25 protein-coding genes and 1 pseudogene are annotated in these 26,498 nt (G+C 71.9%); 17 read left to right on the top strand and 9 right to left on the bottom strand.

Annotated features, from left to right (window positions below):
• The 9 genes and pseudogenes from ACLF3M_RS15605 to ACLF3M_RS15565 form a co-directional block, all read left to right on the top strand.
• Positions 1 to 523 (top strand): energy transducer TonB (locus ACLF3M_RS15605; protein ID WP_430657863.1); only part of this gene is annotated, 523 nt, incomplete at its 5' end.
• A 210-nt stretch (positions 524 to 733) separates the two neighbouring features.
• The gene (locus ACLF3M_RS15600) at positions 734 to 1,618 is read left to right on the top strand and encodes a hypothetical protein (protein ID WP_430657862.1); all 885 of its coding nucleotides are present in this window, start codon (positions 734 to 736) and stop codon (positions 1,616 to 1,618) included.
• Positions 1,619 to 1,626: 8 nt separating this feature from the next.
• A pseudogene (locus tag ACLF3M_RS15595) lies at positions 1,627 to 1,803 on the top strand (hypothetical protein); the annotation flags it as partial.
• 293 nt (positions 1,804 to 2,096) lie between these two features.
• Complete coding sequence (locus tag ACLF3M_RS15590) at positions 2,097 to 2,366, top strand: helix-turn-helix domain-containing protein (RefSeq protein ID WP_430657861.1); 270 nt, start codon at positions 2,097 to 2,099, stop codon at positions 2,364 to 2,366.
• Between the two features lie 105 nt (positions 2,367 to 2,471).
• Positions 2,472 to 3,428, top strand: coding sequence for a DUF808 domain-containing protein (locus ACLF3M_RS15585; RefSeq protein WP_430657860.1), 957 nt, complete (start codon positions 2,472 to 2,474; stop codon positions 3,426 to 3,428).
• 60 nt (positions 3,429 to 3,488) lie between these two features.
• The gene (locus ACLF3M_RS15580; RefSeq protein ID WP_430657859.1) at positions 3,489 to 5,594 is read left to right on the top strand and encodes a hydantoinase/oxoprolinase family protein; all 2,106 of its coding nucleotides are present in this window, start codon (positions 3,489 to 3,491) and stop codon (positions 5,592 to 5,594) included.
• Positions 5,587 to 7,341 (top strand): hydantoinase B/oxoprolinase family protein, encoded by a 1,755-nt coding sequence (locus ACLF3M_RS15575; protein WP_430657858.1) that lies wholly within the window; start codon positions 5,587 to 5,589, stop codon positions 7,339 to 7,341. The genes ACLF3M_RS15580 and ACLF3M_RS15575 overlap by 8 nt, the downstream gene beginning before the upstream one ends.
• Entirely contained in the window at positions 7,338 to 8,315 is a 978-nt protein-coding gene (locus ACLF3M_RS15570) for a Bug family tripartite tricarboxylate transporter substrate binding protein (RefSeq protein WP_430657857.1), read from the top strand. The genes ACLF3M_RS15575 and ACLF3M_RS15570 overlap by 4 nt, the downstream gene beginning before the upstream one ends.
• Before the next feature lie 55 nt (positions 8,316 to 8,370).
• The gene (locus tag ACLF3M_RS15565; RefSeq protein WP_430657856.1) at positions 8,371 to 9,387 is read left to right on the top strand and encodes a zinc-binding alcohol dehydrogenase family protein; all 1,017 of its coding nucleotides are present in this window, start codon (positions 8,371 to 8,373) and stop codon (positions 9,385 to 9,387) included.
• Between the two features lie 27 nt (positions 9,388 to 9,414).
• Here the strand turns inward: ACLF3M_RS15565 and ACLF3M_RS15560 are convergent, their stop codons facing one another.
• The 4 genes from ACLF3M_RS15560 to ACLF3M_RS15545 form a co-directional block, all read right to left on the bottom strand.
• A complete protein-coding gene (locus ACLF3M_RS15560) occupies positions 9,415 to 10,035 on the bottom strand; it encodes a hypothetical protein (RefSeq protein WP_430657855.1) in 621 nt (206 codons plus the stop codon).
• Positions 10,036 to 10,227: 192 nt separating this feature from the next.
• Complete coding sequence (locus tag ACLF3M_RS15555) at positions 10,228 to 12,285, bottom strand: acetate--CoA ligase family protein (protein WP_430657854.1); 2,058 nt, start codon at positions 12,283 to 12,285, stop codon at positions 10,228 to 10,230.
• Entirely contained in the window at positions 12,282 to 13,067 is a 786-nt protein-coding gene (locus ACLF3M_RS15550) for an enoyl-CoA hydratase/isomerase family protein (RefSeq protein WP_430657853.1), read from the bottom strand. The genes ACLF3M_RS15555 and ACLF3M_RS15550 overlap by 4 nt, the downstream gene beginning before the upstream one ends.
• 12 nt (positions 13,068 to 13,079) lie before the next feature.
• Positions 13,080 to 14,051, bottom strand: coding sequence for a Bug family tripartite tricarboxylate transporter substrate binding protein (locus tag ACLF3M_RS15545; protein ID WP_430657852.1), 972 nt, complete (start codon positions 14,049 to 14,051; stop codon positions 13,080 to 13,082).
• Positions 14,052 to 14,169: 118 nt separating this feature from the next.
• Here ACLF3M_RS15545 and ACLF3M_RS15540 point away from each other — a divergent pair, with 118 nt between their 5' ends.
• Positions 14,170 to 15,030 (top strand): LysR substrate-binding domain-containing protein, encoded by an 861-nt coding sequence (locus ACLF3M_RS15540; protein ID WP_430657851.1) that lies wholly within the window; start codon positions 14,170 to 14,172, stop codon positions 15,028 to 15,030.
• A gap of 9 nt (positions 15,031 to 15,039) precedes the next feature.
• Here the strand turns inward: ACLF3M_RS15540 and ACLF3M_RS15535 are convergent, their stop codons facing one another.
• The 3 genes from ACLF3M_RS15535 to ACLF3M_RS15525 all read right to left on the bottom strand — a co-directional run bounded on the left by ACLF3M_RS15535 (position 15,040) and on the right by ACLF3M_RS15525 (position 17,716).
• The gene (locus ACLF3M_RS15535; protein ID WP_430657850.1) at positions 15,040 to 15,993 is read right to left on the bottom strand and encodes a tripartite tricarboxylate transporter substrate binding protein; all 954 of its coding nucleotides are present in this window, start codon (positions 15,991 to 15,993) and stop codon (positions 15,040 to 15,042) included.
• A gap of 35 nt (positions 15,994 to 16,028) precedes the next feature.
• Positions 16,029 to 16,973, bottom strand: a complete 945-nt coding sequence (locus tag ACLF3M_RS15530; RefSeq protein WP_430657849.1) for a dioxygenase — start codon at positions 16,971 to 16,973, stop codon at positions 16,029 to 16,031.
• Between the two features lie 80 nt (positions 16,974 to 17,053).
• A complete protein-coding gene (locus tag ACLF3M_RS15525; RefSeq protein WP_430657848.1) occupies positions 17,054 to 17,716 on the bottom strand; it encodes a polysaccharide deacetylase family protein in 663 nt (220 codons plus the stop codon).
• Between the two features lie 152 nt (positions 17,717 to 17,868).
• Here ACLF3M_RS15525 and ACLF3M_RS15520 point away from each other — a divergent pair, with 152 nt between their 5' ends.
• The gene (locus tag ACLF3M_RS15520) at positions 17,869 to 18,600 is read left to right on the top strand and encodes a GntR family transcriptional regulator (protein WP_430657847.1); all 732 of its coding nucleotides are present in this window, start codon (positions 17,869 to 17,871) and stop codon (positions 18,598 to 18,600) included.
• 26 nt (positions 18,601 to 18,626) lie between these two features.
• Entirely contained in the window at positions 18,627 to 19,667 is a 1,041-nt protein-coding gene (locus ACLF3M_RS15515; protein WP_430657846.1) for a 5-methyltetrahydropteroyltriglutamate--homocysteine methyltransferase, read from the top strand.
• A gap of 172 nt (positions 19,668 to 19,839) precedes the next feature.
• On the opposite strand, the gene ACLF3M_RS15510 is transcribed toward ACLF3M_RS15515, so the two are convergent.
• Positions 19,840 to 20,778, bottom strand: a complete 939-nt coding sequence (locus ACLF3M_RS15510) for an aldo/keto reductase (protein ID WP_430657845.1) — start codon at positions 20,776 to 20,778, stop codon at positions 19,840 to 19,842.
• Positions 20,779 to 20,789: 11 nt separating this feature from the next.
• Complete coding sequence (locus ACLF3M_RS15505; RefSeq protein WP_430657844.1) at positions 20,790 to 21,536, bottom strand: SDR family NAD(P)-dependent oxidoreductase; 747 nt, start codon at positions 21,534 to 21,536, stop codon at positions 20,790 to 20,792.
• A gap of 84 nt (positions 21,537 to 21,620) precedes the next feature.
• On the opposite strand from ACLF3M_RS15505, the gene ACLF3M_RS15500 reads away from it, so the two are divergent.
• Genes ACLF3M_RS15500 through ACLF3M_RS15480 form a run of 5 tightly spaced genes read left to right on the top strand, consistent with a single transcriptional unit; the run spans position 21,621 to position 26,498 of the window.
• The gene (locus tag ACLF3M_RS15500) at positions 21,621 to 22,427 is read left to right on the top strand and encodes a sugar phosphate isomerase/epimerase family protein (protein WP_430657843.1); all 807 of its coding nucleotides are present in this window, start codon (positions 21,621 to 21,623) and stop codon (positions 22,425 to 22,427) included.
• A 55-nt stretch (positions 22,428 to 22,482) separates the two neighbouring features.
• Positions 22,483 to 23,547: a substrate-binding domain-containing protein gene (locus ACLF3M_RS15495; RefSeq protein WP_430657842.1), complete on the top strand. Its 1,065-nt coding sequence runs from the start codon at positions 22,483 to 22,485 to the stop codon at positions 23,545 to 23,547.
• Positions 23,537 to 24,841, top strand: a complete 1,305-nt coding sequence (locus ACLF3M_RS15490) for an extracellular solute-binding protein (RefSeq protein ID WP_430657841.1) — start codon at positions 23,537 to 23,539, stop codon at positions 24,839 to 24,841. The genes ACLF3M_RS15495 and ACLF3M_RS15490 overlap by 11 nt, the downstream gene beginning before the upstream one ends.
• Positions 24,841 to 25,695 carry a carbohydrate ABC transporter permease gene (locus ACLF3M_RS15485; protein ID WP_430657840.1) on the top strand — a complete coding sequence of 285 codons (855 nt, stop codon included), beginning with the start codon at positions 24,841 to 24,843 and terminating at the stop codon, positions 25,693 to 25,695. Before ACLF3M_RS15490 ends, ACLF3M_RS15485 begins: the two co-directional genes overlap by 1 nt.
• Entirely contained in the window at positions 25,692 to 26,498 is an 807-nt protein-coding gene (locus ACLF3M_RS15480; protein WP_430657839.1) for a carbohydrate ABC transporter permease, read from the top strand. Before ACLF3M_RS15485 ends, ACLF3M_RS15480 begins: the two co-directional genes overlap by 4 nt.

The raw sequence follows: 26,498 nt of genomic DNA, 5'->3' as shown, positions 1-26,498 counted from the left end.
GCGCCCGCAGCCCGCGCCCCAGCCCCGGCCGCAGCCGCCCCTCCAGCAGCCGCGACCGACCCTGCCGCCGGGCAGCCTGATGCTGCCGGAGGCGCCGAGCTTCGGCCCGCCCGCCCCGCCACGCCCGCCCTCCGGCCGGCCGCAGGGGCGCGGCACCGACACCACGGTGGATCCTCGCTTCTCGGAAGGCGCCTTCAGCGCCGATCCCACGGTGCGCGTCACCGGCGCCAATGTCGGGCCGGACTGGCGCGCCGCCTTCCGCCGCTGGCTCGACCAGAACATGCGCTACCCCCAGCGCGCGATCCAACTGCGCGAGCAGGGCCAGGTGCGCGTGCAGGTGCGCGTCAACGCCGACGGCACGGTGCGCGACGTGAGGCTGACGCAGGGCAGCGCCTCGCCCTCGCTCAACTTCGGCACGACCTTCCCCTTCGAGGGCGCGCGCCTGCCCGCCTTCCCGCCGCCGGTGGACCCGAACGGCGCGACCATCGACCTGACGGTGAACTACATCCTGATCATGCGCTGACGCTCACCGGGGCTGCTGGGGGATTTCCCCCAGTCACGCGACACCCTGGGTGGTGGAAATCCCCCACCGATTTCGCCCGCCCCTCGCAGGATCGAGCAGTCCCAGGCACTTGCCGACACGCAGCGGCGTGGCACGCACCGTGCAGCGCAGGGCGCCAGCGGGCCAGTGCGGCCCACCCGGACGCACGGGCCCAGGATGGAGAATGGCGGCATGTCGAACAGCGGCAACGACGGCACCGAGGACACCTACCGCATCCTCATCGTGGACGGCGCCGTGTCCCTCTTCGCCGAGATCGACCCCAACGACGGCTCGCTCGACGACGACCCGATCCGGCCGAACCAGTCCTTCGTGATCGGCGCCGGCACCATCACCGAGACCGAGCAGGAGAGCGGCTACCGCGCCATCCGCGTCTACACGCGCGTCGCCGGCACCACCGACGACTGGGTGCCGACCTCCAAGACCTTCATCGCCGATGACGGCCAGGTGCTGCCCGACGACCCCGAGGACACCGGCACGGTCGCTGCCGCCGACAACGCCGATGGCGACGGCAGCAACGACGACGAGATCGACGACGATGCCGGCTACGACAGCGCCGATGCCGGGCTCGGCGACGACGACGTCTCGGGCGGCGAGGGCAATGACAGCCTGCATGGCGGCGGCGACGACTGGGTGGATGGCGGCAGCGGCAACGACGACCTCGGCGGCGACGACGGGTCGGACCTGGTGCGCGGCGAGACCGGCGACGACAGCCTGCACGGCGGCAACGGCAACGATGACGTCTCGGACGGCAAGGGCAATGACGACGTCGCGGGCGACGCCGGCGACGACAGCGTGCGGGGCGGCAGCGGCGACGACGACGTCTCGGCGGGGACGGGAACGACGACCTCTTCGGCGACGACGGGGCGGACACGCTGCAGGGCGGCGGCGACGACCACGGGCATGGCGGCATCGGCGTCGACACGCTGCGCGGCGGCCAGGGCGCCGACGACGCGGCCGGCGAGGATGGCAACGACAGCGTTACGGCCGATGCCGACGGCGTCGGCGACGACTACGCCGGCGGCACGGGGCGGGACGTCATCTCCTATGCCGCGCTGACGCTCGGCGTGACGGTGAACCTGGCGACCGGGCGGGCGAGCGGCGGCGGGGCGGGGGCGGACACGCTCTCCGGCTTCGAGGACGCCTTCGGCCGCGGCGGCAGGGACGACGTCTCGGGCAATGCAGGCGGCAACCGGCTGCAGGGCCGCGGCGGCGACGCCTCCACCGGCGCCGCGCGCGACCGGATCGAGGATTTCGCGACGGGCCTCGACAGCATCGACCTCTCGGCCATCGACGCCAAGGCCGGCGAGGGCGAAGACGACGCCTTCGCCTGGGCCGCCGGCTTCTCCACCGGGACCAAGGGCCTGCTGGTCTTCTCCGGTGGCATCCTCGCCGGCGACGCGGAGCTGCTGGCCTGGCATTTCCTGGCTCCTGCACGCAAGGCGCTACGGCAAGCCCGGGCTCACGCTGGACGCCGCGGCGCGCGCTGGTCGCACGGCATCCCTGGCCCGGCAATGGGCGCGAGTTCCGCAACGCGATGGAGCAGGCCGTGCTGTCCTGCGGCGCGGCGAGCGAGATCGGCGTGGCGAGCATCGCCGTGGCGCCGGCCGCCGGCAGTGGCGCGGAACCGCCACGCATCCCGCAGACCCTGCCGCAGGTGGAGCGGGAGGCGCTGGTCCGCGCGCTGGACGAGGCCGGGGGCAACGTCTCCCGCGCGGCGCGCAGCCTCGGCATCAGTCGCGACACCATGCGCTACCGCATGGCCAAGCACGGGCTCGACCAGGGCATGGCGCAGGCCGCGGACTGACGCGCCCCGAGCGATCGTCATCCCCGCCCCCCTTGGCGTAAGCGGGAGGGCAGGCAATCTGTCGCCCGATCGGGCCGTGCCGGCGGCCGCAGAAAAGGAAGATGCATGAGCTCGGGCCTGCTCGCCCTGCTGGACGACGTCGCGGGTATTGCCAAGGTCGCCGCGGCCTCGCTGGACGACGTGGCCGCGCAGGGCGCCAAGGCCGGGGCGAAGGCGGCCGGCGTGGTGATCGACGATGCCGCGGTCACGCCGCGCTACGTCGTCGGCTTCGCCGCCGAGCGCGAATTGCCGATCGTGCGCCGCATCGCCGCGGGGTCGCTGCGGAACAAGCTGGTGTTCCTGCTGCCCGCCGCGCTGGCGCTGAGCGCCTTCGCGCCCTGGCTGATCACGCCGCTGCTGGTGTTGGGCGGCCTGTTCCTCTGCTACGAGGGCGCGGAGAAGCTGCGGGAGGCGATCGTGCCGCACGCCGCCCATGCGATTGAGGAGCGCGAAGGCTCCGCGCCGGCCGATGCGAAGGCGCTCGAGGATGCGAAGGTCGCCAGCGCCATCCGCACCGACTTCATCCTCTCCGCCGAGATCATGGCCATCGCGCTTTCCGCCATCCCCGCGGGATCCTTCGTGATGCAGGCGGTGATCCTCGCCGTGGTCGGCATCGGCATCACGGTCGCGGTCTACGGCGCCGTCGCAATCATCGTGAAGGCGGACGATGTGGGCATGGCGCTGGCGCGCCGCGGCGGGGCGCTGGCTGCGGTCGGGCGCGGGATCGTCGCGGGGATGCCGCCCTTCCTTAAGGCGCTGGGCGCGGTCGGCACGGCGGCGATGCTCTGGGTCGGCGGCGGGATCGTGCTGCATGGGCTGGAGGCGTTCGGCCTGCACGCCGCCGGTGCGCTATTGCATGGCGCGGAGCATGCGGGCCAGGCGATCTCGGGCTTCGTGGGCTGGCTGTTCGGCGCGGCGGTGTCGGGCATCGTCGGCGTGGTGCTCGGCGCGGCGCTGATCCCCACTGTGCAGCACGTGATCGCGCCGGCCTTCGCGATGGTGAGCGGAGCTTTCCGCCGCTGACTTGCGCGCGGCGCGCGTTCAGCGCACCGTTCCAGGCCTCATTCCACGTGGAAGCGGATGATGGCCGAGGTGCAGGGCAGGCGGCTCAGGATCGGCGTGGATGTCGGCGGGACCTTCACCGACCTCGCCATGGTGGACGAGGCGACGGGCCGCATCGCCTTCCACAAGGTGCCTTCCACGCCGCATGATCCGTCCCAGGCGATCGAGGCCGGCGTGCGCGGCATCCTCGCGCTGAACGACGGCAGGGCCGACCAGGTCGCCTTCCTCGGCCACGGCACGACCGTCGCGACCAACATGGTGATCGAGCGCCGCGGCGCGCGCACCGGCATGGTCACGACGAAGGGCTTTCGCGACGTGCTGGAGATCGCGCGGCAGATCCGCCCGCATCTCTACGACTACGACATCCGGCGCCCCGCGCCGCTGGTGCCACGCCGGCGGCGCATCGAGGTCGCGGAGCGCATCACCGCGGAGGGCACGGAACTCGCGCCCATCGACCTCGCGCAGGCCGAGCAGGCCGCGGAGAGCTTCCGGGCGGACGGCGTGACCTCGGTCGCGATCTGCTTCCTGCACGCCTGGCGCGATGCCGCGCACGAGCGCGCCGCGAAGGAGGTCTTCAGGCGCCTGATGCCCGATGCGTATCTGTCGGTCTCGTCGGAAGTCCTGCCGGAGTTCCGCGAGTTCGACCGCTTCTCCACCACAGTGCTGAACGCCTTCGTCGGGCCACGGATGGCGACCTACCTCGACCGCCTGCTGGCCCGCGTGCGCGACACCGGCATCGCGGCGGAGCCCTACACCGTGCATTCCAATGGCGGCCTGATGTCGGTGGCGACCGCCGCGGCGACACCGGTCCGCACCTGCCTGTCGGGCCCGGCCGCCGGCGTGATCGGCGCGGCGGTCGTCGCGGGCCAGGCGGGCTTCCCCGACATCGTGACCTTCGACGCCGGCGGGACCTCGACCGACGTCTCGGTCGTTGCGGGCGGCAAGGCGACGTCGTCGTCCTCGCGCGATGTCGCGGGCTATCCCGTGAAGGTGCCCTCCATCGGCATCGACGTCATCGGCGCCGGCGGCGGGTCCATCGCCTTTCTCGACGAGGGCGGCGCGCTGAAGGTCGGGCCGCGCAGCGCCGGCGCCGATCCCGGCCCGGCCGCCTATGGCCGCGGCGGGACCGAGCCCACGCTGACGGATGCGAACATCGTGCTCGGCCGGCTCGACCAGACCGCGCTGCTGCGCGGCGCGATGCCGGTGGACGCCGCCGCCGCGCGCCACACCATCGAAGAGCGGATCTGCGGGCCGCTCGGCCTGACGCTGGAACAGGCCGCCCTCGGTATCATCCGCATCGCGGTTGCGAATATGGGCCGCGCGATCCGCGGCGTGACGACCGAACGCGGCTACTCGCCCGAGCATTTCGCGCTGTTTGCCTTCGGCGGTGCTGGGCCGCTGCATGCGACGGAGGTCGCGGCGGAATGCTCCATCCCGACCGTCATCATCCCGCGCGAGCCCGGGACGATGTGTGCGCGCGGCATCCTGCTGGCCGATATCGCGCTAGACTTCGTGCGCAGCGAGATCGCGCCGATGAACGAGGTGACGTGGGAACTGGCCGGAAGGCTCTTCGCCGAGATGGCGGCAGAGGCCGATGCCTGGCTGGCGCAGGAAGGCGTGCCGCAGGCGCGGCGCGCCTCGGTGCGCGCGGTGGAACTGCGCTACGAGGGGCAGAACTTCGAAGTGCGCGTGCCGCTCGGCGACGCCATGCCGAGCCTCGACCAGGTGCTGGCCGACTTCGCGAAGGAGCATGCGCGCACCAACGGCTATGACATCCCCGGACGCGGGGTTGAGCTCGTGAACTGCCGGCTGACCGCCATCGGCCATGTCCCGCGCGGCGCGCCGGAACCGCCGCCGGAGGGCGGCACGCTGGAGGGGGCGGTGATCGGCGCGCGGCGCGTCTACTACGACCCGCGCCATGGCTGGCACGACACGCCGGTCTATGCGCGGGAGAAGCTGGCCGTCGGGCTGCGCATCCCCGGCCCCGCGATCATCGAGGAGATGTCCTCCACCTCCATTGTTTTTCCCGGCCAATGGGCGACGCTCGATCGCGACGGCAACGTCATCATCCGCCACGAGGACGCGGCCGCCCCCCAGGCCAGTGCGCGGGAGCCCGCCCATGCTTGACGCCGTCGCGCCGCAATCATCAGACCCGCGTGCTTCGCACGACCCGGCCGACCCCATCGCGATGGAGGTCTTCGCCAACCGCCTGCTCTCCATCACCGAGGAGATGGGCAACGTCCTCGTCCGCGCCTCCTTCTCCACCAACATCAAGGAACGCAAGGACTGCTCCGTCGGCATGTTCGACGTGAAAGGCCGCTGCCTGGCCCAGGCCGCGCACATGCCGATGCATCTGGGATCGCTTATGGGCAGCGTGGTGACGCTGCTGGAGCGATACCTGCCCGACCAGATGCAGCCCGGCGACGCCTTCATCTGCAACGACGTCTTCCTCGCCCGCGGAACGCACCAGCCCGACATCAACATCATCACGCCGGTCTTCGTGGAAGGCCGCGTCGCCTTCTTCGCGGTCAACACCGGCCACCATTCCGACGTGGGCGGGCCGAACCCGGGATCCATGTCGCAATCCGCGCGCACGATCTTCGAGGAAGGGCTGCGCATCCCGATCATGAAGATCATGCGGGCGGGCGAGCTGGATCGCGACCTGCTCGAGATGATTGCCCACAACTCCCGCGCGCCGACCGAGCGCGTGCTGGACCTGCGCGCGCAGATCGCGGTGAACGAGCGTGGCGCGGAACTCATGCAGCGCCTCGTCGCGACCGATGGCCTGGAGGCGATCGAGGCCGCCGTGGACTCGCTACTGGCCTATACCGCGCGGCGGCTGAAGGCGCGCATCGCCGCGCTGCCCGACGGCGAATATAGCGGCGAGCGCTGGATGGACGGCGACGGCGTGCCCGGCGGCGATCCCATCGTGTTGCGCGCCAAGGTCGTGGTGAAGGGCGACGACCTGCTGCTGGATTTCGCGGGATCCGCACCGCAGGCCCGCGGCGCGCTCAACATCGCGACGAACGCGCTGGAGGCGACCTGCTACTACGCCGTCAAGGCGCTCCTGGATCCCGACCTGCCCGCTAATTCCGGCCTGTTCGGCGCCATCCGCATCAGCGCGCCGGAAGGCACGATCGTGAACCCGCGCTTCCCCGCCGCGACGGCCGCGCGCGCGATCAGCGCGAACCGCCTGTCGGGGGCGATCTTCGACGCGCTGAACAAGGTGCTGCCGCCGGAAAAGCGCATGGCGCACAGCCATGATTCCGTGCCCGCCCTGCTGGTCTCCGGCACCGGGCGCTACGGCACCTATGTCTATATCGAGACGATCGGCGGCGGCGCCGGCGCGCGCCTTGGCGCGGATGGCGCGGAGGCCGTGCAGATGCACGTCACCAACTCCTCCAACCTGCCGGCCGAGGCCTTCGAGATCGAGTATCCCCTGCTGATCGACGAATACGCGCTGGTGCCGGATTCCGGCGGCGCGGGGCAGTGGCGCGGGGGCCTCGGCATCGCGCGGCAGATCAGCTCGCGCGTGGACGGATCGCTGCTGACGGCGCGGGGCGAGGGGCATGTGAAGGTCGCGCCCGGGATCGAGGGCGGCCTGCCCGGCGGGCGCGCGGAACTCCTGATCGAGCCCGGCACGCCGAACGAGCGTCTGCTGCCGACCGCGACGACCGCGCTGCCGATGACGGCGGGCCTCGGCGTCAGGATGGAGACGCCGGGCGGCGGCGGCTTCGGCGATCCCGCGAAGCGCGATCCGCGCGCGCTGGCGGCCGACATCCTGGACGGCAAGGTCAGCCGCGCCGCGGCCGAGCGCGACTACGGCGCGGACCGCGTCGCCGCGGCGCTGAGGGAATGGAAGGAGCCGACATGACGCGTCGCCGCCACCTCCTCGCCGCTGCGCTGGCCGCACCCGGCATCGTGCCCGTGGGCGCCCATGCGCAGGGCGCCTACCCCAACCGCCCGATCCGCGTGATCGTGCCCTTCGCCGCGGGCGGCGGCACCGACGTCTCCGCGCGCATCTGGGCGCAGCGGATGAGCGAGATCCTCGGCCAGCAGCTGGTCATCGACAACCGCGGCGGCTCCGGCGGCAACCTCGGCGCCGAGCAGTTCGTGCGCACGCCACCCGACGGCTACACCATCCTGCTGACCAGCAACGGGCCGCTGACGGTCAACCGCTTCCTCTATCGCGACATGCAGCACGACCCGCTGAAGGACATGATGCCGATCGGCATCATCCTGCGCATCGAGCAGCTGCTGGTCGTCAATCCCGGCGTGCCCGCGCAGACAGTGCAGCAGTTCATCGAGCTCGCGAAGGCGCGGCCGGGGCAGCTGAACTACGGCTCGGGCGGCGCCGGATCCTCGCTTCACCTGGCCGGCGAGCTCTTCAAGCTGCGCGCGGGCGTCAACCTCGTGCACATCCCCTATCGCGGCGGCGGGCCGGCGATGCAGGACCTGGTCTCGGGCAACATCCAGGCGATGTTCGATTCCATGCCGTCCTCCTATCCGCAGATCCGGGCGAACGTGATCCGGCCACTGGCGATGTGCGGGGCGAAGCGTCACCAGCTGCTGCCGGACGTGCCGACCATGACGGAATCCGGCATCCCGGACTGCGTCGCCGGCACCTGGATCGCGATCTTCGCGCCGAACGGCACGCCCGCGCCGATCGTGGCGCGCGTCGCGGAAGCAGCGCGCCAGGCCGCGGGCGAGCCCGCGCTGACCGAGGCGTTGTTCCGCGCCGGTGCCGATGCCGACTGGTCCGGTGCCGAGGATCTGCACGCCACGATGGTGCGGGAGACCGCGCAATGGGGCGATGTGGTGCGCCAGGCCAACATCACGTCGAACTGAGGCTTGTTGGCGCGCGCCGCCCGCTAGCCTGCGCGCCCGTCTGGCGGAGCACGACATGAAGGCCGTTGCCTATACCCACATCCTGCCGATCGGCGATCCCGATTCGCTGCAGGACATGGTCCTGCCCGACCCGCCCGCACCCAAGGGCCGCGATCTGCTGGTCGAGGTGCGCGCCATCGCCGTCAATCCCGTGGACGGCAAGGTGCGCATGCGCACGGAGCCCGCGGGCGAGCCGAAGATCCTGGGCTATGACGGCGCCGGCGTGATCCGGGCGATGGGCCCGCAGGCGAAGCTCTTCCACCGCGGCGACGAGGTCTTCTACGCCGGCTCCATCGCGCGGCCGGGCACGAACGCCGAGCTGCACCTCGTGGATGAGCGCATCGTCGGCCCGAAGCCGAGGAAGCTCTCCTTCGCGGAAGCCGCCGCGGTCCCGCTGACCGCCATTACGGCGTGGGAGGCGCTGTTCGATCGCCTGCGCATCCCGCGCGGCGGGCCCGCGCGGAAGGAAGGCGTGCTGATCGTCGGCGGCGCCGGCGGCGTGGGCTCCATGGCCATTCAGCTGGCGCGCCAGCTCACGGGCCTGATCGTCATTGCGACGGCGGGGACGAGGGAGTCGCAGGACTGGGCGCGGCGGATGGGCGCGCATCACGTGCTGGATCATTCCTCGCATCTCGGCGTGCAGCTGAAGGCGGCCGAGGTCCCGCTGCCCTATGCCTTCATCACCACGCACACGGACCAGCACTGGGCCACGGTGTGCGAGGCGCTGGCGCCGCAGGGCGCAATCTGCATCATCGACGATCCCGCCACGCCGCCGGACGTGCGGCTGCTGAAGACGCGCGCGGGGTCGCTGCACTGGGAGATGATGTTCGCCCGCGCGGTCTTCGCCACGCCGGACATGGAGGAGCAGCACCGCCTGCTGGCGGAGGTCAGCCGCATGCTGGACGCCGGCACGCTGCGCACGACTCTGGCGGAGAATCTCGGCGCCATCAACGCGGCGAACCTCCGGCGCGCGCATGCGATGCTCGAATCCGGCCATACCCGCGGCAAGCTGGTGATGGAAGGCTTCGGCTAGAGCGGCGTCGCCCCTGCCGCGGACGCGCTATCGCGTCGCGCCGCGCGCGGCGAAGAAGCCGTCCACGAGCTGGCGCACCGCCGTCTCCAGCTCCCGCGCGGGGACGCGGTCGGCGGCGCTGCCGGTCATGGTCGCCTCCCACAGCAGCAGGTCGCCGCGACGCTCGCGCTCCACCCTCTCGCGCCCCGCCAGCATCGTCACGGTGCCGCGGTAGGCGATGACGGCGCGGAGCGAGACATGGAAGGCGCCGGCCGACCGCCGCGGGCCGGTGGTGGCGATGCGCGCGACGAGATAGGGCAGGCCGGCCGTGCTGGTCATGCCGAAGGCCTCGGGGCTCTGGGCGAGGTAGAGCTCGACCCGCGCCGCCTCCGCCGCACGGCGGGTCTGGACGATCGCGGCATCGCAGATCATGCGCGCCAGGGACCCGGGCTCGTCGTCGACGAAGTCGCAGTAGACTCCGATGCGCTGCCAATCCCCGAGATTCGCCTGGTTGCGCCACGCCAGGGCCTGGCGGGCGAGCAGGGCCTCATCGGCCTGGGGCAACGGGGCCTGGGGTGGCTGGCCCTGGGGCGACTGGGCCCGGGACGCCGCGCCGCCGAGCAGCAGCGACGCCGCGAGGAGCGATGTCAGACCACGCGTGAACAGCAACGCCGCCCTCCCGATCCCACGGGCTGGCCGCCGGCACGGCCCCCGCTCGGATCCGCGCCCAGGTGAAGCGAAACGGCGGCGATGCGCAAGCGCGCATCGCGGGGCGGAACGGGCTCTAGAACTGCAATTTCTAGAGCAGCTCATGCCCGTTCGGCGGAACCGCGAAGCGGTTCCACTCGAACGGGCGCTGCTCTAGGTCAGCACCGCCAGCCCGTCCGCGGCCAGCACGCCCTGGCCCGCCGGCATGACGAAAAGCGGGTTGATCTCCGCCGTGACGAGCCGCTCGCCCAGCGCCTCCCCCATGCGCGCAAAGGCCAGCACCGCGTCGAGCAGCGCCGCGACGTCGGCATGGGGTCGGCCGCGGAAGCCGCGCAGCAGGGCAGCGCCGCGGAGCTCGGCGAGCATCGCCTCGGCCTCCGCGCGGTCGATCGGCAGCAGCCGCAGGGCGGTGTCGCCGAACAGCTCCGCCGCGACGCCGCCCATGCCGAGCAGGATCGCGGTGCCGAGATGGGGGTCACACTGCAGGCCGAGGATGACCTCGACGCCGCCGGCGACCTGTTCCTGCACCAGCAGCCCCTCTGGCGCGCGGCCGGCGGCGGCGGCGACGCGGGCGAGCATGGCGCGGCCTTCCGCCGCGAGCTCGCCGGGCGCCAGGCCGATGCGGACGCCGCCGACATCCGACTTGTGCGCGATGTGGCGAGACAGCGCCTTCAGCACGACGCGCGGGCCGAGGGCCTGCGCGGCCGCCGCGGCGTCCTCCGGCGTCGCGCAGGCGATCTCGCGCACCGGCGCGATGCCGAAGCGCGCAAAGAGCGCCTTGCTCTCGGCCTCGTCGAGCGGGCCGGCGGGCAGTGCGGACAGGTCCGGGACAGGCGCCGGTTCGGACGCGGCCGGCGGCAGGACAGGTGTCGCCAGCGCACTCAGCATCGCGGCGACCGATTCCGGCGCGGCGGAGGCCGGGATGCCCTGGCGCTGCAGCGCCGCGCCGATCGCCGGCGCATGCGGGCTGAGATAGGCGATGACGGGCTTGTCGCCCAGCGCCTGGCAGTCGGCGATCGCATCCGCCGCCAGGCGCGGCTGCGCGAGCGCGGACGAGCCGACCACGACGGCGAGCGCGTCATAGGCCGGGCTTTCCAGCAGCGCGGCCATGGTGCCGCGCATCACCTCGGGCTTCAGCCCGGCCAGCGTGAGGTCGAGCGGGTTGGCGATTGCGGCCTCGCCGGACAGTGCGGCGATGCGCGCGGCGGTGGCCTCGTCGGGCGGCGGCAGCTCGAAGCCGGCAAGGCCGAAGCTCTCCGCCAGCAGCGCACCGGCGCCGCCGGTGGTGGTCAGCACCGCGACGCGCTTCCCGTGCATGGTGCGCCCAGTCGCCAGCGCGGCGGGAATGTCGAGGAGGTCGGCGAAGCGCTCCGCGCGGATGATGCCGAGCTGACGGAACAGCGCGTCGTACATACGGTCCTCGCCGGACAGCGCGCCGGTGTGGGAGATCGCGGCCTGCGCGCCGGCAGCCGACCGCCCGACCTTGAAGGCGACGATGCGCTTGCCCGCGGCCGCGGCCTTGCGCGCGGCGGCGCGGAAGGCGCCGGGGCGGCGCAGCCCCTCGACATAGAGAGCGATGACGGAGGTCGCCTCGTCCTCCGCGAGCTCGTCCAGGAAATCCGCGACGTCGAGATCGGCCTCGTTGCCGGTGGAGACGAGCCGCGCGAAGCCGATGCCCTGCGCCGCGCCGCGCGACAGGACGGAGCCCAGGATGCCGCCGGATTGCGACACCAGCGAGATGCGGCCGGGCGCGATGTCGTCCACCTCCAGCGCGCCGGAGGCGGAGAGCACCAGGCGGTCCGTCAGGTTGACCAGGCCGATCGTGTTGGGGCCGAGCAGGCGCATGCCGCCGGCGGCCTCGCGCAGCGACTGCTGGCGCGATGCACCGTCATCGCCGCTCTCCGCGAAGCCGCCCGCGAGCACAATGGCGGCGAAGCAGCCGCGCGACGCGAGGTCGCGCACCGCGGCCTCGGCGCGGTCGGGGCCGAGCAGCACGATGGCGGCGTCGGGCGCGCCGGGCAGGCTGGCGACGTCGGGGAAGCAGGGCAGGCCGCCGATCTCGGTTACGCGCGGATTGACCGGCCAGATCGCGCCGTCGAAGCCGTGTTTGCGGAGATAGCCGACGGGCCGGCCCGTGGTCCTGGTGGGATCGGCGGAGGCACCGACCACCGCGACGCTGCGCGGCCGCAGTAGGCGGGACAGCGCGCTCATCGCTTCGACTTCTCGAGGAAGGCGGCGACGGAGGCGCGGTGCTCGCCGGTGGTGTAGCAGATCGCCTGCGCCTTCGCGCCTTCGGCCAGCACGTCCTCGAAGCTCATCTCCAGCGAGCGGTCGAGGACGGACTTGGCCAGCGCGAGGGCGGGCTGCGATCCCGCGGAGAGCTCCTTCGCCCATGCCGCCGCCGAACACGTGAGATCGGCGTCGGGCACGACGCGCTCGATCATGCCCATCGCCAGCGCCTCCGCCGCGCCGACGCGGCGACCGCTGAAGACGAGTTCCTTGGCGTGCGCCAGGCCGACGCGGCGGGGCAGGAAATACATGCCGCCGCCGTCGGGGATCAGGCCGCGGGCGACGAAGCTCATGGTGAAATGCGCGCTCTCCGCCGCCATGACGAAGTCGCAGGCGAGCGCCACGTCGCAGCCGAGGCCGGCCGCCGCGCCGTTCACCGCGGCGATGGTGGGCTTCGGGAGGTTGTGCAGCAGCGCGACCGCGCGATGCGTGCGGCCCTGGCGGCGCCAGCCGTTGAAGGCGACCTCCTCGGGCGGCGCGGAGAGGCGCTGCTGCATCCCGCGCAGATCGCCGCCGGCGCAGAAGGCGCTGCCCGTCCCGGTGACGACCAGGGCGCGGACGGTGGGATCGGCAGCGGCGGTCTCCAGCGCCTCGATCATCATGCCGCGCGTCGCGTCGTCGATGGGATTGCGGCGCTCCGGGCGGTTCAGGCGAAGCGTGGCGATGCCGTCCTCGACGGCGAAGACGATGGGGCTGTCGGACATCCGTTCGTTCCTTCAGTCGGCGCGCAGGTTCGCGCGCGCGACTACGCGGCTCCAGCGCGCGCGGTCCTCGTCGAGCAGGCGGGCGAGGTCGGCAGGCGCCGCACTCGGCGCGATCTCGTCCACGCCGTTCTCCACCAGCTTGCGCCGGATCTCGGGCTCGGCCAGCACCTCGTTCAGCGCGCGGTGCAGTATGGCGATGCGCTCGGGCGGCGTGCCGCCGGTGCCGAGGACCGCGTACCAGGTCGCACTGTCGAGCTCGGGGAAGCCCTGCTCTACGCTGGTGGACAGATCGGGCAACGCAGCGCTGCGGCTTTTCCCCGCGACGGCCAGCGCGCGCAGCGTGCCGGCGGCGATATGCGGCTGCAGCGGCGCGGAGGCGTTGGTGATTAGCTCCAGCCTGCCGGCCAGCACGTCGGTCAGCGCGGGGCCGGTGCCGCGGTAATGCACGGGCTCGAGCTCCACACCCAGCACCACGCCGATCATCGCGCCGAGCGCGTGGCCGGTGGTGCCCACCCCCGGCGTGCCATAGCGCAGCGGCGCCGGCGCGGCGCGCGCGATGGCCTGGAATTCCTTCAGGTCGCGCGCGGCGACGCGAGGGTTCACGCAGATCACGTTCGGCGCGGCACCGATATAGCCGACGGGGGCGAAGTCGCGCACGGGGTCATAGGGCAGCCGCGACTGCACGAGGGAGGAGATCATGAAGCTGCCGCTCCCCGCGAGCAGCAGGGTGTAGCCGTCGGGCTGCGCCTTTGCGACGACGTCGTTGCCGAGCAGCCCGCCCGCGCCGCCGCGGTTCTCCACCACGACAGGCTGGCCGAGCCGCGCGGCCATCGCCTCGGCCAGCAGGCGGCCCACGATGTCGTTGGACCCGCCGGCGGTGAAGGGGACGACGAGGCGGACCGATCGGCTGGGGAAGGCTTCCTGCGCGCGGACGACGGCCGGCAAGGGCAGAAGGGAGGCGAGCAGCAGGGTACGGCGGCGCATGGATGTCTCCTCCGGTGCCGACCGTGCTGCCGGCTTCAGGATGGGGTGTGCGCCATCACGCGACGCGGCGCCAGCGCGGAATCTTTGCCCCACCCCAAGATCAGGTTAGGCTGCACAGATGGACCGCCTCCCGCCGCTTGCTGCGCTGCACGCCTTCGCGCTGGTCGTGGAGCATGGCAGCCTGGCAGCGGCGGCGGTGCGGCTGAACGTGACCCAGCCCGCGATCAGCCGCCGCGTGCGGGAACTGGAAGCGGCGCTCGGCGTCGCGCTGCTGCATCGCGGCGCCAATGCGGTACTGCCGACCCCGGAAGGCGCGCGCTATGCCGCGGCGTTGCGCGACGCCTTCGGCGCGATCCGCGCGGCGACCGTGACGCTCGGCGCGGGGCCGGCCGCGCCCTTGCGCGTGCGCGCCTACACGACTTGGGCGCTGCGCTGGCTGATCCCGCGCCTGCCGCGTTTCCGCGCGAAGCATCCGGGGCTGGAGATCGAGGTGCTGACCTCGACCGCGCCCGTCGTGGATTTCGCGCGGGACGGTCTGGATGCAGCGATCCGCAGCGGGGCGGCGGCGCCGCTGCCCGGCGCGCTGAAGCTGCAGCCCGTGACGATCGCGCCCTATGCCACGCCGGCGGCGCTGCGACGCGACGGGCCGGCGCGGCTGACCAGGCTCGGCAGCCGGATCAGACCGGGCGATTGGGCAGCCTGGCAGCGCGCGCAGGACAGGACGGGCCCGCCCACCGCGCCGCTGCTGTTCGAGAGCACGTCGCTGGCGATCCAGGCCGCGCTCGAGGGCCTCGGCGCGGTGATCTGCCCGCCCGCCTATGTCGCGGAGGAGGTGCGGCGGCGGCGACTGTCGCCCCTGCCCGGCCGCATCGCCGCGACCGGCGAGCATTACTGGCTGCTGCTGCCGCCTGGCCGCCCGCGCCGCGACGCCCCGGCCTTCCGCGACTGGCTGGTCGCGGAAGCGCGCGCGGATGACTGAGCGGTTCGCTCAGTTCAGCTGGATGCCGCGCAGGAGTTGCGCCTTGGTCTCGATGTCCTGCTGCAGCCGGCGCGCGAAGGCGGCGCGGTCGAGGAAGAAATTGGTGGGCTGCGACCCCGTGCGCGCGGCCTGGCGATAGGCCTCGCTCGCCGCCGCCGTGGTGCAGGCGGCCTCGATGCGGGCGATGCGGTCCTCCGGCGTGCCGGCCGGTGCGAAGAGGCCGCCGAAGCTCGCGGGTAGCACGTCGAATCCCTGCTCGAGCGCGGTCGGCGCATCCGGGAAGTCGGGATGGCGCTGCGCGTCGAAGACGGCCAGCACGCGGACGTCGTTCCGCCCCGCCGCCGACCCCAGCACGATCGAGCCGATGTCGAGCCGCCCGGCCAGCACTTCCGTCATCACCGGCGCGTCGGCGTTGAAGGGCACGTGCTCGATCTCCACGCGCGCGGCCTGCAGCCACTGCACCATCGCGAGATGCGGGATCGAGGTGACGCCGAGCGTGCCGTAGGTCAGCCGGCCCGGCTGCGCCTGCGCGCGGGCCTGAAGGTCGCGCAGGTTGCGGATCGGGCTGTCCGGCTTCACCACCAGCGCCATGGAGTTGTTGAAGACCTGGCAGACCGGCACGAAGGAATTGACCTGCAGCCCGGAGGTCGGCTGCACGACCGGCAGCACCGAGGCGACCAGCGCCGGGACGAAGAGCAGCGTGTAGCCATCGGCCGGCGCGCGCGCGACGGAGACCGAGCCGACGACCGCGGCCGCGCCGGGGCGGTTCAGCACCACGACGGGCTGGCCGAGGATCGGCTGCATCTGCGCCCCCAGCGCGCGGACCAGCAGGTCGATGGCGTTGCCCGGGGGATAGGGCAACACGACCTGCACGGCGCGGTTCGGGAAGGCGTCCTGTGCGCGGGCGATGGCGGGCAGCGCCAGCCCGGCCGCGAACGCGGCCAGCGAACGTCGGGTGATCATTTTCGTTTCTCTCCCTCAGTCTTCGCGCGGCCGGTTCAGCCCGCGGGCATCAGCTTCGACGGATCGGACCCCACGCGCCCGGACGGCACCAGCTGCGACGGATCGGCGCCGACGCGCCCGCCGCTGCCATCCGTGTCCTTCGACATGGTGAAGTCGTAGCGCACGCTCGGCATGCCTGGCACCGGCGCGTCCGGAAGGTCCTTGCGCGCCATCACCACCAGCGATTTCGACACGCCGAACACCGTGTCGCTCCCCACATTCACGTCGTCGCCGAAATAGAGCGCGGTGACGAGTTCGCGGTAGCCCGGGGCGGCGATCAGGGCATGGATGTGCGACGGCCGCATGCCGTGGCGCTTCTGCGCGCGCACGAGCTCGCCCACCGGCCCGTCCATCGGGATGGAGTAGCCGAGCGGGCGGAAGGTGCGGAAATGGAACTTCCCTTCCGCGTCGCACTGCAGCTGTCCCCGCATGTCCATCACGCCGGGGTCGTAGGCCTGCAGGTCGTAGGCGCCGTCCTCGCTGGTCTGCCAGACATCCATCACGGCATGCGGCACGGGCTTGCCCTCGGCGTCGCGGACCTGGCCGTAGAGCATGATCTCCGTGCCCTTCGACACGGCAGCGAGCGTCCCGCCCAGCGGGATCTTCGGCGCGCCCTCGCGGAAGAAGGGGCCGAGCAGGCTGGTCTCGGTGCCCGCGGCCTCGCGGCCCTTGCTGTCGTGCATGACGTTGACCAGGCGCGACAGGCCGATCACGTCCGACAGCAGGATGAATTCCTGCCGGTACTGCGTGCAGGCCTGGCCGACCGCGGTCATGAAGGCGATGCCCTTCAGCCATTCGTCGGGCGTGAGGTTGGTCTCGCGCGCGAAGTCATGGAGGTGGCGGACCGCGGCCTCCATGATCTCCTTCAGGCGGGGATCAGGGGTGGTCGCCATCTGCTCGATGACGGCGTCGGTGATCTCGTTGACGTCGAGGTCCTGCATCGCTTCCTCCTGCCGCCTGGCGCGCCCTGGATCGGCCGCGCACCGGTTGCCTCAAGCCAATCGCCCGCGGACGGGCGGGGTCATTGCATCTGTTGCGGCGCCACGCAATCCGCAAGCGCAGGGGCCGCGACGCCGCGGCGCATCGGCGCGCAGGCATCGGGGAAGTCCTGGACGAAGGTCGCGCCCGCCGCCTCCAGCCGGTCCAGGAAGCGGTCGAGGTGACGCATCGCCCCGCCCGGCAGGTCGTGCAGCACCAGCACGGGGCGTTCCTGCGCCAGGCATTGCGCCAGCGCGGTCGCCGGCCAGCCCTCGGGGTCGCGCCAGTCGCCGGGCACGGCGGACCACAGCACGACGGTGTGGCCATGCGCGACGAGGTGGTGGCGCGCCTCCGTGCTCAGCAGATGCGCCCCGAGCCGGCCGCCGCCGCCGACCGGGCGGAACAGGCGGTCGGGATGCGAGAGGTCGCCGATGAGGTCCTGGGTGCGGGCGATCTCGGCCTGCGCGTGGCCGCTGTTGCGGCGCTGGCCGAGCGGGCCGCCATGCGTCCAGGTATGGTTGCCGATCCAGTGGCCCTCGTCATGCGCGCGCTCCGCCAGCGCGCGGCGGCCGGGCTCGGCAAGCTTCGATCCCACCACGAAGAAGGTTGCGCGCAGCCCGCGGCGGCGCAGCACGTCGAGCACGGCCGGCGTCGCCTCGGGGTCCGGCCCGTTGTCGAAGGTCAGCGTGACGGCGGGCGCGGCCATCACGCGCGCGGACCGGCGATGACGGCGCCGGGGATCGGCAGGGGCATGGGAGGGGTCCTTCCAACCCAGCTTATTTTCCCGATAAAATGCCGCTGTCAATGCATTTTGCCGCTCTTGCCTACGCGGCGCGGGATCGTCATGGTGCGGCCGAGATGACGACGCCAGTCACGACCGAACAGGGAATGCGCTCACCGGACACCCAGGCGACGGCGGTGTACCGGCGGCTGCGCGCCGACATCCTGGATGGCCGGCTCGTGCCGGGGATGCGGCTGAAGGTACAGCACCTCGCCGCGGAATACGGCGCCGGCCCGGCGCCGCTGCGGGAAGCGCTGGCGCAGCTGGCGGCCGAGGGCCTCGCGCGGCGGATCGAGCAGCGCGGCTTCCGCGTCGCCGACGCCGATCCTGCCGGCTTCGCCGCGCTGATCCGCACGCGCTGCCTGGTGGAGGCGCTGGCGCTACGCGAATCCATCGCGCGCGGCGATGCCGCGTGGGAGGACCAGGTCGCGGCGGCGGAGCGTCGCCTGGCCCGCCTGCCGCGGTCGCTGGAGACGACGCGCTTCGTCTCCAACCCCGACTGGGAGGTCGCGCATCGCGCCTTTCACCGTGCGCTGATCGCGGCCTGCGACGCGCCGCCGCTGCTGGCGTTCTGCGAGCGCCTGCGCGAGGAGGCCGACCGCTACCGCGCGCTGGCCAATGCGGTCGCTTACCCCGGCCGCGACGTCGGCGCGGAGCACGCGGCGATTGCCGAAGCGGCGCTGGACCGCGACGCCGACCGCGCGGCGACGCTGCTGTCGCAGCATCTCGGCGCAACGGGCGACTTCGTGCGTGTTGCCCTCGAAGGCCGACAGACATCCAAAGCCCGCGTGCGCCGTCGCGCCGCGTGACGACAAGCCGCCAGGGAGTTCCGCGGATGACCACGACCAAGCTGCTGCCGACCACCGTTGTCGGCAGCTACCCGCAGCCCGCCTGGCTGGTGGACCAGGGCATCCTGCGCAGGAACAACGTCGTGCCGCGCGTGCGCCTCAAGGAGATCTGGCGGGTGGCCGAGGACGCGCTGGAGCAGGCGCAGGACGACGCGACGCTGATCGCCATCCGCGACATGGAACGCGCGGGCATCGACATCATCACCGATGGCGAGATGCGGCGGGAGAGCTACTCCAACCGCTTCGCCCTCGCGCTGGAGAACGTTGACGTCGACAACCCCGCGATGGTGACGGGCCGCATGGGCAAGCCGACGCCGGTGCCGCGCGTCGTCGGGCCGCTGCGCCGGCGCAACCCGGTGGAGGTGCGGGACATGCAGTTCCTGCGCACCAACACCGACCGCAAGGCGAAGATCACGCTGCCCGGGCCCTTCACGCTGTCCATGCAGGCGCATGACGAGTTCTACAACGACGACGAGGCACTCGCGATGGCCTACGCTGAGGTCGTCAATGTCGAGGCGAAGGACCTCGTCGCCGCCGGCGCCGACGTCATCCAGCTCGACGAGCCCTGGCTGCAGGCGCGGCCCGAGCAGGCCAAGCGCTTCGGCGTGAAGGCGATCAGCCGCGCGCTGGAAGGCGTGCCGGGGACCACCGTCGTGCATCTCTGCTTCGGCTATGCCGCGGTCGTGTCGGACAAGCCGTCCGGCTATTCCTTCCTGCCGCAGCTGTCGGACAGCAGCGCCGCGCAGATCTCGATCGAGGCGGCTCAGCCGAAGCTCGATCTCGGCATCCTGTCGGAGCTGTCGAACAAGACGATCATGCTGGGCGTGCTCGACCTCGGCACGGAGGAGGTCGAGACGGCGGAGGTCGTTGCCGCGCGGCTGCGCGAGGGGCTGAAGCGCGTGCCGGCGGAGCGCCTGGTGGCGGCGCCGGATTGCGGCATGAAGTATCTGCCGCGCGAGCGGGCGTTCGCGAAGCTGAAGGCGCTGGCGGAGGGTGCGGCAATCGTGCGGAAGGAGCTGGCCGGCTGACGTACGGGCGAAAGCCCTCTCCCCCGCTTATGGGGGAGAGGGATGGGTGAGGGGGACGTTGGCGACGAGCAGTCGTTGCCAGTCCTTCACGCCCCCCCTCACCCTGCCCTCTCCCCCCTTCGGGCGGAGAGGGTTCCTGGTGTGCGGGTGGGGAGGGTCTTTCGCGCACCGGTCAACCTGTGATCGCGTCGATCTCCGCCAGATCCTCCGCGGTCAACTTCCACCCGCCTGCCGCGACGTTGGCCTGGATCTGCTCGGGCTTCGTCGCGCCGGCGATGACGCTGGTGACCGGCGGCTTCGCCAGCAGCCAGGAGAAGGCGAGCTCCAGCAGCGTATGCCCGCGCGCCTCCGCGAAGTCACCGAGCTTCTCCGCGACCGCCCAGTTGCGGTCCGTCAGGTACTTGTCCGCCAGGCGCTGCGTCTTCGTCAGCCGCGCATCCGCCGGCATCGTCGCGTTGCGGCGATACTTGCCGGTCAGCAGCCCGCTCGCCAGCGGGAAATAGGGCAGCAGGCCCAGGCCATACTGGCGCATCGCCGGCATCAGCTCGGCCTCGTGCTTGCGGACGACCAGCGAGACCTCGTCCTGGCAGGAGACGAAGAGGTTCAATCCGCAGGTCTTCGCGGTCCAGGCGGCCTCCACGACCTCCCAGGCCGGCAGGTTGCTGCAGCCGATGTAGCGCACCTTGCCCGCGCGGATCAGGTCGTCGAGGGCGCGCAGCGTCTCCTCGATCGGCGTCAGCGGATCCGTGGTGTGCAGCTGATACAGGTCGATCCAGTCGGTCCTGAGGCGGCGCAGGCTGTCCTCCACCGCTGCCATGATGTAGCGGCGGCTGCCGCCCTTCTTCACGCCGGCATCGTCCATCGCCATGCCGAACTTCGTCGCCAGCACGATGTCCTTGCGGCGGGGCCCCAGGATCTCGCCGAGCACCGTCTCCGACCCGCCGCGCTCGCCGTACACATCCGCGGTGTCGAGCAGCGTGATGCCGGCATCGAGCGCGGCGTGGACGACCTGGCGGCTGGCCTCGAGGTCGATGCGGCCGCCGAAATTGTTGCAGCCCAGCCCGATCGCCGAGACGCGAAGCCCCGATGTCCCGAGGTTGCGGATTTCCATGACGCTTCTCCTCAATAGGTCGCGCGGCCGCCGGTCAGGTCGAAGGCGAAGCCGGTGGTGAAGGTGCAATCGGGGCCGGCGATGAAGGCGACCATGGCCGCGATCTCCGGGATGGTCAGGAAGCGGCCCATCGGGATCTTCGCCTTCATGGCCGTGATGTGGTCCTGCGTCATCTCGTTGAAGAGCTCGGTCTCGGTGATCGCGGGCGCGATGCAGTTGACGGTGATGCGGGTCTCCGCAAGTTCCTTGGCGAGCGACTTCGTCAGCGCGATGACGCCGGCCTTCGATGCCGAATAGGGCGCGATGCGGGGGACGCCTTCCTTGCCGGCGATGGATGCGACGTTGACGATCCGCCCGGTGCCGCGCGCGCGCATATGCGGCACGATCGCACGGCAGCCATGGAACACGCCGGTCAGGTTCACGGCAATGACGCGGTGCCAGGCATCGAGCGGGTAGTCCCACATGTCCACCACCGGCCCGTTGATGCCGGCGTTGTTCACCATGATGTCCACCTGGCCGAGGGCAGCGACGGCCTGCGCCACGCCGGCCTCGACGGATGCGTAGTCCGCGACATCAACCACCTGCTTCAGCGCCGGCTCGAACCCGGCCGCCGTCGCGTCGAAGGCGTCGAAGCCGAGGTCCCACAGGATCACCCGCGCGCCCTCCTCGGCCAGCCGTGCCGCGATGCCGCGGCCGATGCCGCGCGCTCCGCCCGTCACCAGCGCCACCTGCCCCGCGAGCGGTCGTGTCTGTCCCATCCGATTTCCCGGCCTGCGGGGGGATCGTGCGGTCCGTCGCGCATCGTGGCAACAGGGTGGGCAAAGATCGAGGAGACCCGCGCCATGTCGCCAGGCCGACTGCTCTCGCTCGCGCACTTCACCGTGATGGATGCCGATCCCGTCGGCCTAGTGGAAGCCGGCGCGGCGGGCGGCTTCGACGCTGTCGGGCTGCGCATCGTCCCGCCCTTCCCGGCCGACCGCATCGTGGAGGTCGTGGGCGACCTGCCGCTGCAGCGGCGCATCCTGGAACGCCTGCGCGCCACCGGCCTCTTCATCCTGGATGTCGAGGCGTTCTGGCTGCATCCATCGACCGAGGTCGAGACGCTGCTGCCCGCCCTCGACACCGCCGTCGCGCTGGGCGCGAGGCACGTGCTGACCGTCGGCAACGATCCCGACCGCGGACGGATGGCCGCGCGCTTCGCGGCGTTCTGCGCGGCCTGCCACGAGCGCGGCCTGCGCGCGATGCTGGAGTTCATCCCCTATTCCGCGCTGCGCAGCCTGGGCGAGGCCGCTTCCTTCCTGGCCGAGGTCGCGCCGGCCGATGCCGGCATCCTGGTGGACGCGCTGCATCTCAGCCGCTCCGGCGGCAGCCCGGCCGATCTCGCCGGCCACGACCCCGCGCTGTTCAGCTACGCCCATCTCTGCGACGCGCCCGCGCGCCTGCCGCCCCCCGAGGCGATCAGGGCGGAGGCGCGCGGCGGACGGCTCTATCCCAGCGAGGGCGGGCTGAAACTGGCCGAGTTTGTCGCAGCCTTTCCGCCGGACACGCCGCTGGCGGTCGAGGCACCGCGTTCCGACTTCGCCGCGATGTCGCCGGCGGAGCGCGCGCGGCGCGCCGGCGCGGCAAGCCGCGCGCTGCTCCGGGCTTGACGTCCAAAACGATTTGGACGCCTCATTCCGGGCAAGAGAGGGACGTCCCGGAACCGTGTCGCTCGCCCGCATCGCGGCCGCGCTCGAGCTGTCCGTCACCACGGTCTCCCGCGCGCTTGCGGGCTATGACGACGTGGCGGCGGCGACCCGCGCGCGCGTCCAGGCCGAGGCCGCGCGCATCGGCTACCGCGCCAACCGCACCGCGCGACGCCTCCGCACCGGCACCAACGACGCCGTCGGCATCGTGCTGCCGACCGGGCCGGGGCAGCTCGAGGACGCGTTCTTCCTCCGCCTGATCGGCACGATCGGGCCGCTGCTGGCGCAGGCGGGTCTCGACCTCGTCGTCTCCGCCGCGCGGGCAGGCGAGCAGGAGATGGCGCTCTATCGCCAGCTCGTGGAGAACCGGCGCGTGGACGGGATCTTCGTCGCGCGCACGCGCCGGCGCGATCCGCGCATCGGCTATCTCCTCGACAGCGGGATGCCCTTCGTCGTGCATGGCCGCACGCGGGAACGCCGCGCACATGCGCATGTCGACGTGGACGGGGCCGCGGCCTTCCGCGAGGCGACGGAACGCCTGCTGCGCTTCGGCCACCGGAAGATCGCGCTGGTCAACGCGCCGGCCGTGTACAGCTTCGCCCATCACCGCGAAGCCGGCTGGCGCGCCGCGCTGAAGGAGGCCGGCGTCGCCCCCGGCGTCATGCTGGACGCCGAGGCCACCGAGGAAAATGGCTTCCGCCTGGCGCAATCCCTGTTGCACGCGTCGCAGCCGCCGACCGCGATTCTCTGCGCGACGGATCGGCTGGCCGTGGGCGCGCTGCACGCCATCGCGTCTGCCGGGCTGCGCGCGGGGCGCGACGTCTCCGTCATCGGCTACGACAACCTGCCCGTTGCGACCTACACGGACCCGCCGCTGACGAGCTTCGAGCCCGCGGTGGAGGAAACCGCCGCGGCAATGGTGGAGATGATGCTGGCGCTCCTCGGCGGCGCCTCGCCCGCTGGGATGAGCGTGCTGCGCCAGGCGAGGCTGGTGCCGCGCGCCTCCGACGGGAAGGCGCCAGGACGGACGCTGCGCGCAGCGACGCGCAAGAAGCAGGAGGGAGAGAGGATCCATGACCGTTGATGGCCTGACGCGCCGAGGGCTCGGCGCCGCCGGACTGGGCGCGCTTCTCGCCGCGCTGCCGCGCCACCTCCGGGCGCAAGCGCGCGAGCTGGTCTTCCTCTCGACCCAGCTCCGCCCGATCGAATCCGCGCAGCGCATGCGCAGCGAGATCCTCTCGGGCTTCGGATCGCCCGTGAACTTCGTGCCGGAGCAGCCTCCACAGCTCGGCGTGCGCGTCCGCGCGGAGCAGCAGGGCGGGACGCGCACTACCAGCGTCATCGGGGCACTGCATGGTGAGGTGCTGCCGCTGGTCTCGACGAACTCGCTGTCCTCGCTCGACAGCCTGATGGCGCAACTCGCGCCGCGCGGGTTCAACGCGGACATGGTGGAATCCGGCAAGCTCGGCACCGCGCAGCAGCGCTACATCCCCTGGATGCAGGCGACCTACCACATGGCCGCGCATCGCCAGGCCCTGCCCTTCCTGCCGGAAGGCGCCGACATCAACGCGCTGACCTACGACCAGCTCGCGCAATGGGCGAACAACATCGCGACGCGCACGGGGCAGCGGCGGCTCGGTTTCCCCGCGGGGCCGACGGGGCTGATGCACCGCTTCTTCCAGGGCTACCTCTACCCGTCCTTCACCGGCGGCGTGGTGACGACCTTTCGGTCGGACGCGGCGGAGGACATGTGGACGAAGTTCGCGGACATGTGGCGCTTCGTGCAGCCGAACTCCACGAACTACGGCTTCATGCAGGAACCGCTGATGAGCGGCGAGGTCTGGATCGCCTTCGACCATGTCGCGCGGCTGATCGACGCGCTGAACGCGAAGCCCGAGGAATTCGTGGCCTTCCCCGCACCCGCCGGGCCGAAGGGCCGCGGCTTCATGCCGGTCGTCGCCGGCCTTTCGATCCCGGAAGGCGCCCCGGATGCGGCCGGCGCGGCGCGGCTGATCGACTACCTCACCAGGCCGGAGGTGCAGGTGGCCACGCTGCGCGCCACCGCCTTCTTCCCCGTGGTGAACGTGACCATGCCGAACGACCTCTCGCCCGGGCTGAAGATCGCGGCGGAGGCGATCGCCAGGCAGACCGCGGCGCGCGACGCGATGGTCAGCCTGCTGCCGGTCGGCCTCGACCAGAAGGGCGGCGAGTTCGACAAGGTGTACATGGACACCTTCCAGCGCATCGTGCTGCGCCGGGAGCGTCCGCGCGCGGCGCTGGACCGCCAGGCCGAGGCGCTGCGCCGCATCATGCAGGAAACTGGCGCGCCCTGCTGGAAGCCGGATCCGGCCTCGACCGGCGCCTGCCAGGTGGCCTGATGCCGTCGCACCGAAGCCGCGCCTTGCCCTATCTGCTGGTCGCGCCTTCGGTGATCTTCCTCGGCGTGCTGTTCATCACGCCGCTGGTGCAGACGGCCATGCTGGCCTTCCAGGCGACCGGCGCCTGGTCGGCCGGCAATTTCGCGCGGATGGCGGACGACCTCAATTTCGAGGAGGCGATCCGCAACACCTTCAGCGTCGTGCTGTTGGCGGTGCCGCTGCAGGTCGCGCTGGCGCTGGCGATGACGATGATGCTGCGGCATGTCGGCAAGGGCCGCGACCTGATCCTCTGGGTGTGGAGCATCCCGCTCGGCATCTCTGACCTCGCGGCGGGGCTGGTTTGGCTGGCGCTGCTGACGGATCTTGGCTGGGTGAATTCGGCGCTGTTCCACCTCGGCGTCGTCAGCACGCCGCAGAGCTGGCTGACCTATGAGACGCCGATGGCGCTGCTCGCCGCGATCGTGGTGGCGGAGGTCTGGCGCGCCACCGCGATCGTCTTCGTCATCCTGCTGGCGGGCGTGCAGCTTCTGCCCAAGGAATTCGAAGAAGCCGCCGAGGTCTTCGGCGCCACGCCCTGGCAGCGATTCCGCCGCGTGACGCTGCCGCTGCTCAGGCCCTCGATCCAGACCGCGCTGATCCTGCGCACCGTGCTGGCCTTCGAGATGTTCGCCATGGCCATGGCGCTGGGCGGCCGCAACTTCCCGGTGATGGTGAGCGAGGCCTTCAACTGGCAATACGCGAGCCAGGACTACGGCGTCGCGGCGGCCTATGCGGTGCTGGTCATGGCGATCTCGCTCGCGGCGACCGTGGTCTACCTGGTTGTCCTTCGCACGCCGGCGGAGCAGCGGTCGTGAAGCCGTTCGGCAAGTGGCTGCTGGCCGGCGGCGTCGCGGCGCTCTGCACCTGGACGCTGGTGCCGATCGCGCTGCTGGCGCTCGGCGCGCTGGGCGGGCGGGACTTCGTCTCGCGCTGGCCGAAATCGGTGGGCTTCGATGATCTGCGGCTCGAGACGCTGCGCGGCTTCTTCGCGATCGACGGGGTATGGGCGGCGACCTGGGTCAGCGTGCAGGCGGCCTCCCTCTGCATGGCGATCGCGCTGCTCTTCGGCGTGCCGGCGGGCTATGCGCTGGCGCGATTCAGCTTCCGCGGCGCCGGCGCCTATCGCGTGCTGATCCTGATGACGCGCGCCTTTCCCGTCGCGATCCTGGCGCTGCCGCTGACCGTGTCCTTCATCCGCCTCGGCGTCTACGACACGCCCTTCGGCGTCGCGCTGCTGCATGCGGTGCTGGCGACGCCCTTCGCGACGCTGGTCTGCGCCAGCCTGTTCCAGGGGATCCCCCGCGAATTAGAAGAGGCCGCCTGGGTCTTCGGCTGCTCCCGCTTCACGGCGTTCGTCCGGGTGGTGCTGCCGCTGGCCCTGCCGGGGATTGCGGCGGCGTCGATCTTCGCCTTCGTGCTGTCCTGGAACGAGGTCTTCGCGGCCTCGGTGCTCACGGTGCGGCACCGCACGCTGACGGCCTATCTGCTGTCGGTACTGTCGGAATCGCCGCTGCACCTGCAATTCGCGGGTGGGCTGATCCTGATCCTGCCCGCCATCCTCTTCATCTTCCTCGTCCGCAATCGCCTCTTCGCGATGTGGGGCATCGGCAACCGGTAG

It is taken from the genome of Falsiroseomonas sp. HW251 (genome assembly GCF_050563545.1).
In the GTDB taxonomy this organism is placed as follows: Bacteria; Pseudomonadota; Alphaproteobacteria; order Acetobacterales; family Acetobacteraceae; genus Falsiroseomonas.
This window is presented reverse-complemented; position numbering and strand designations above follow the sequence as displayed.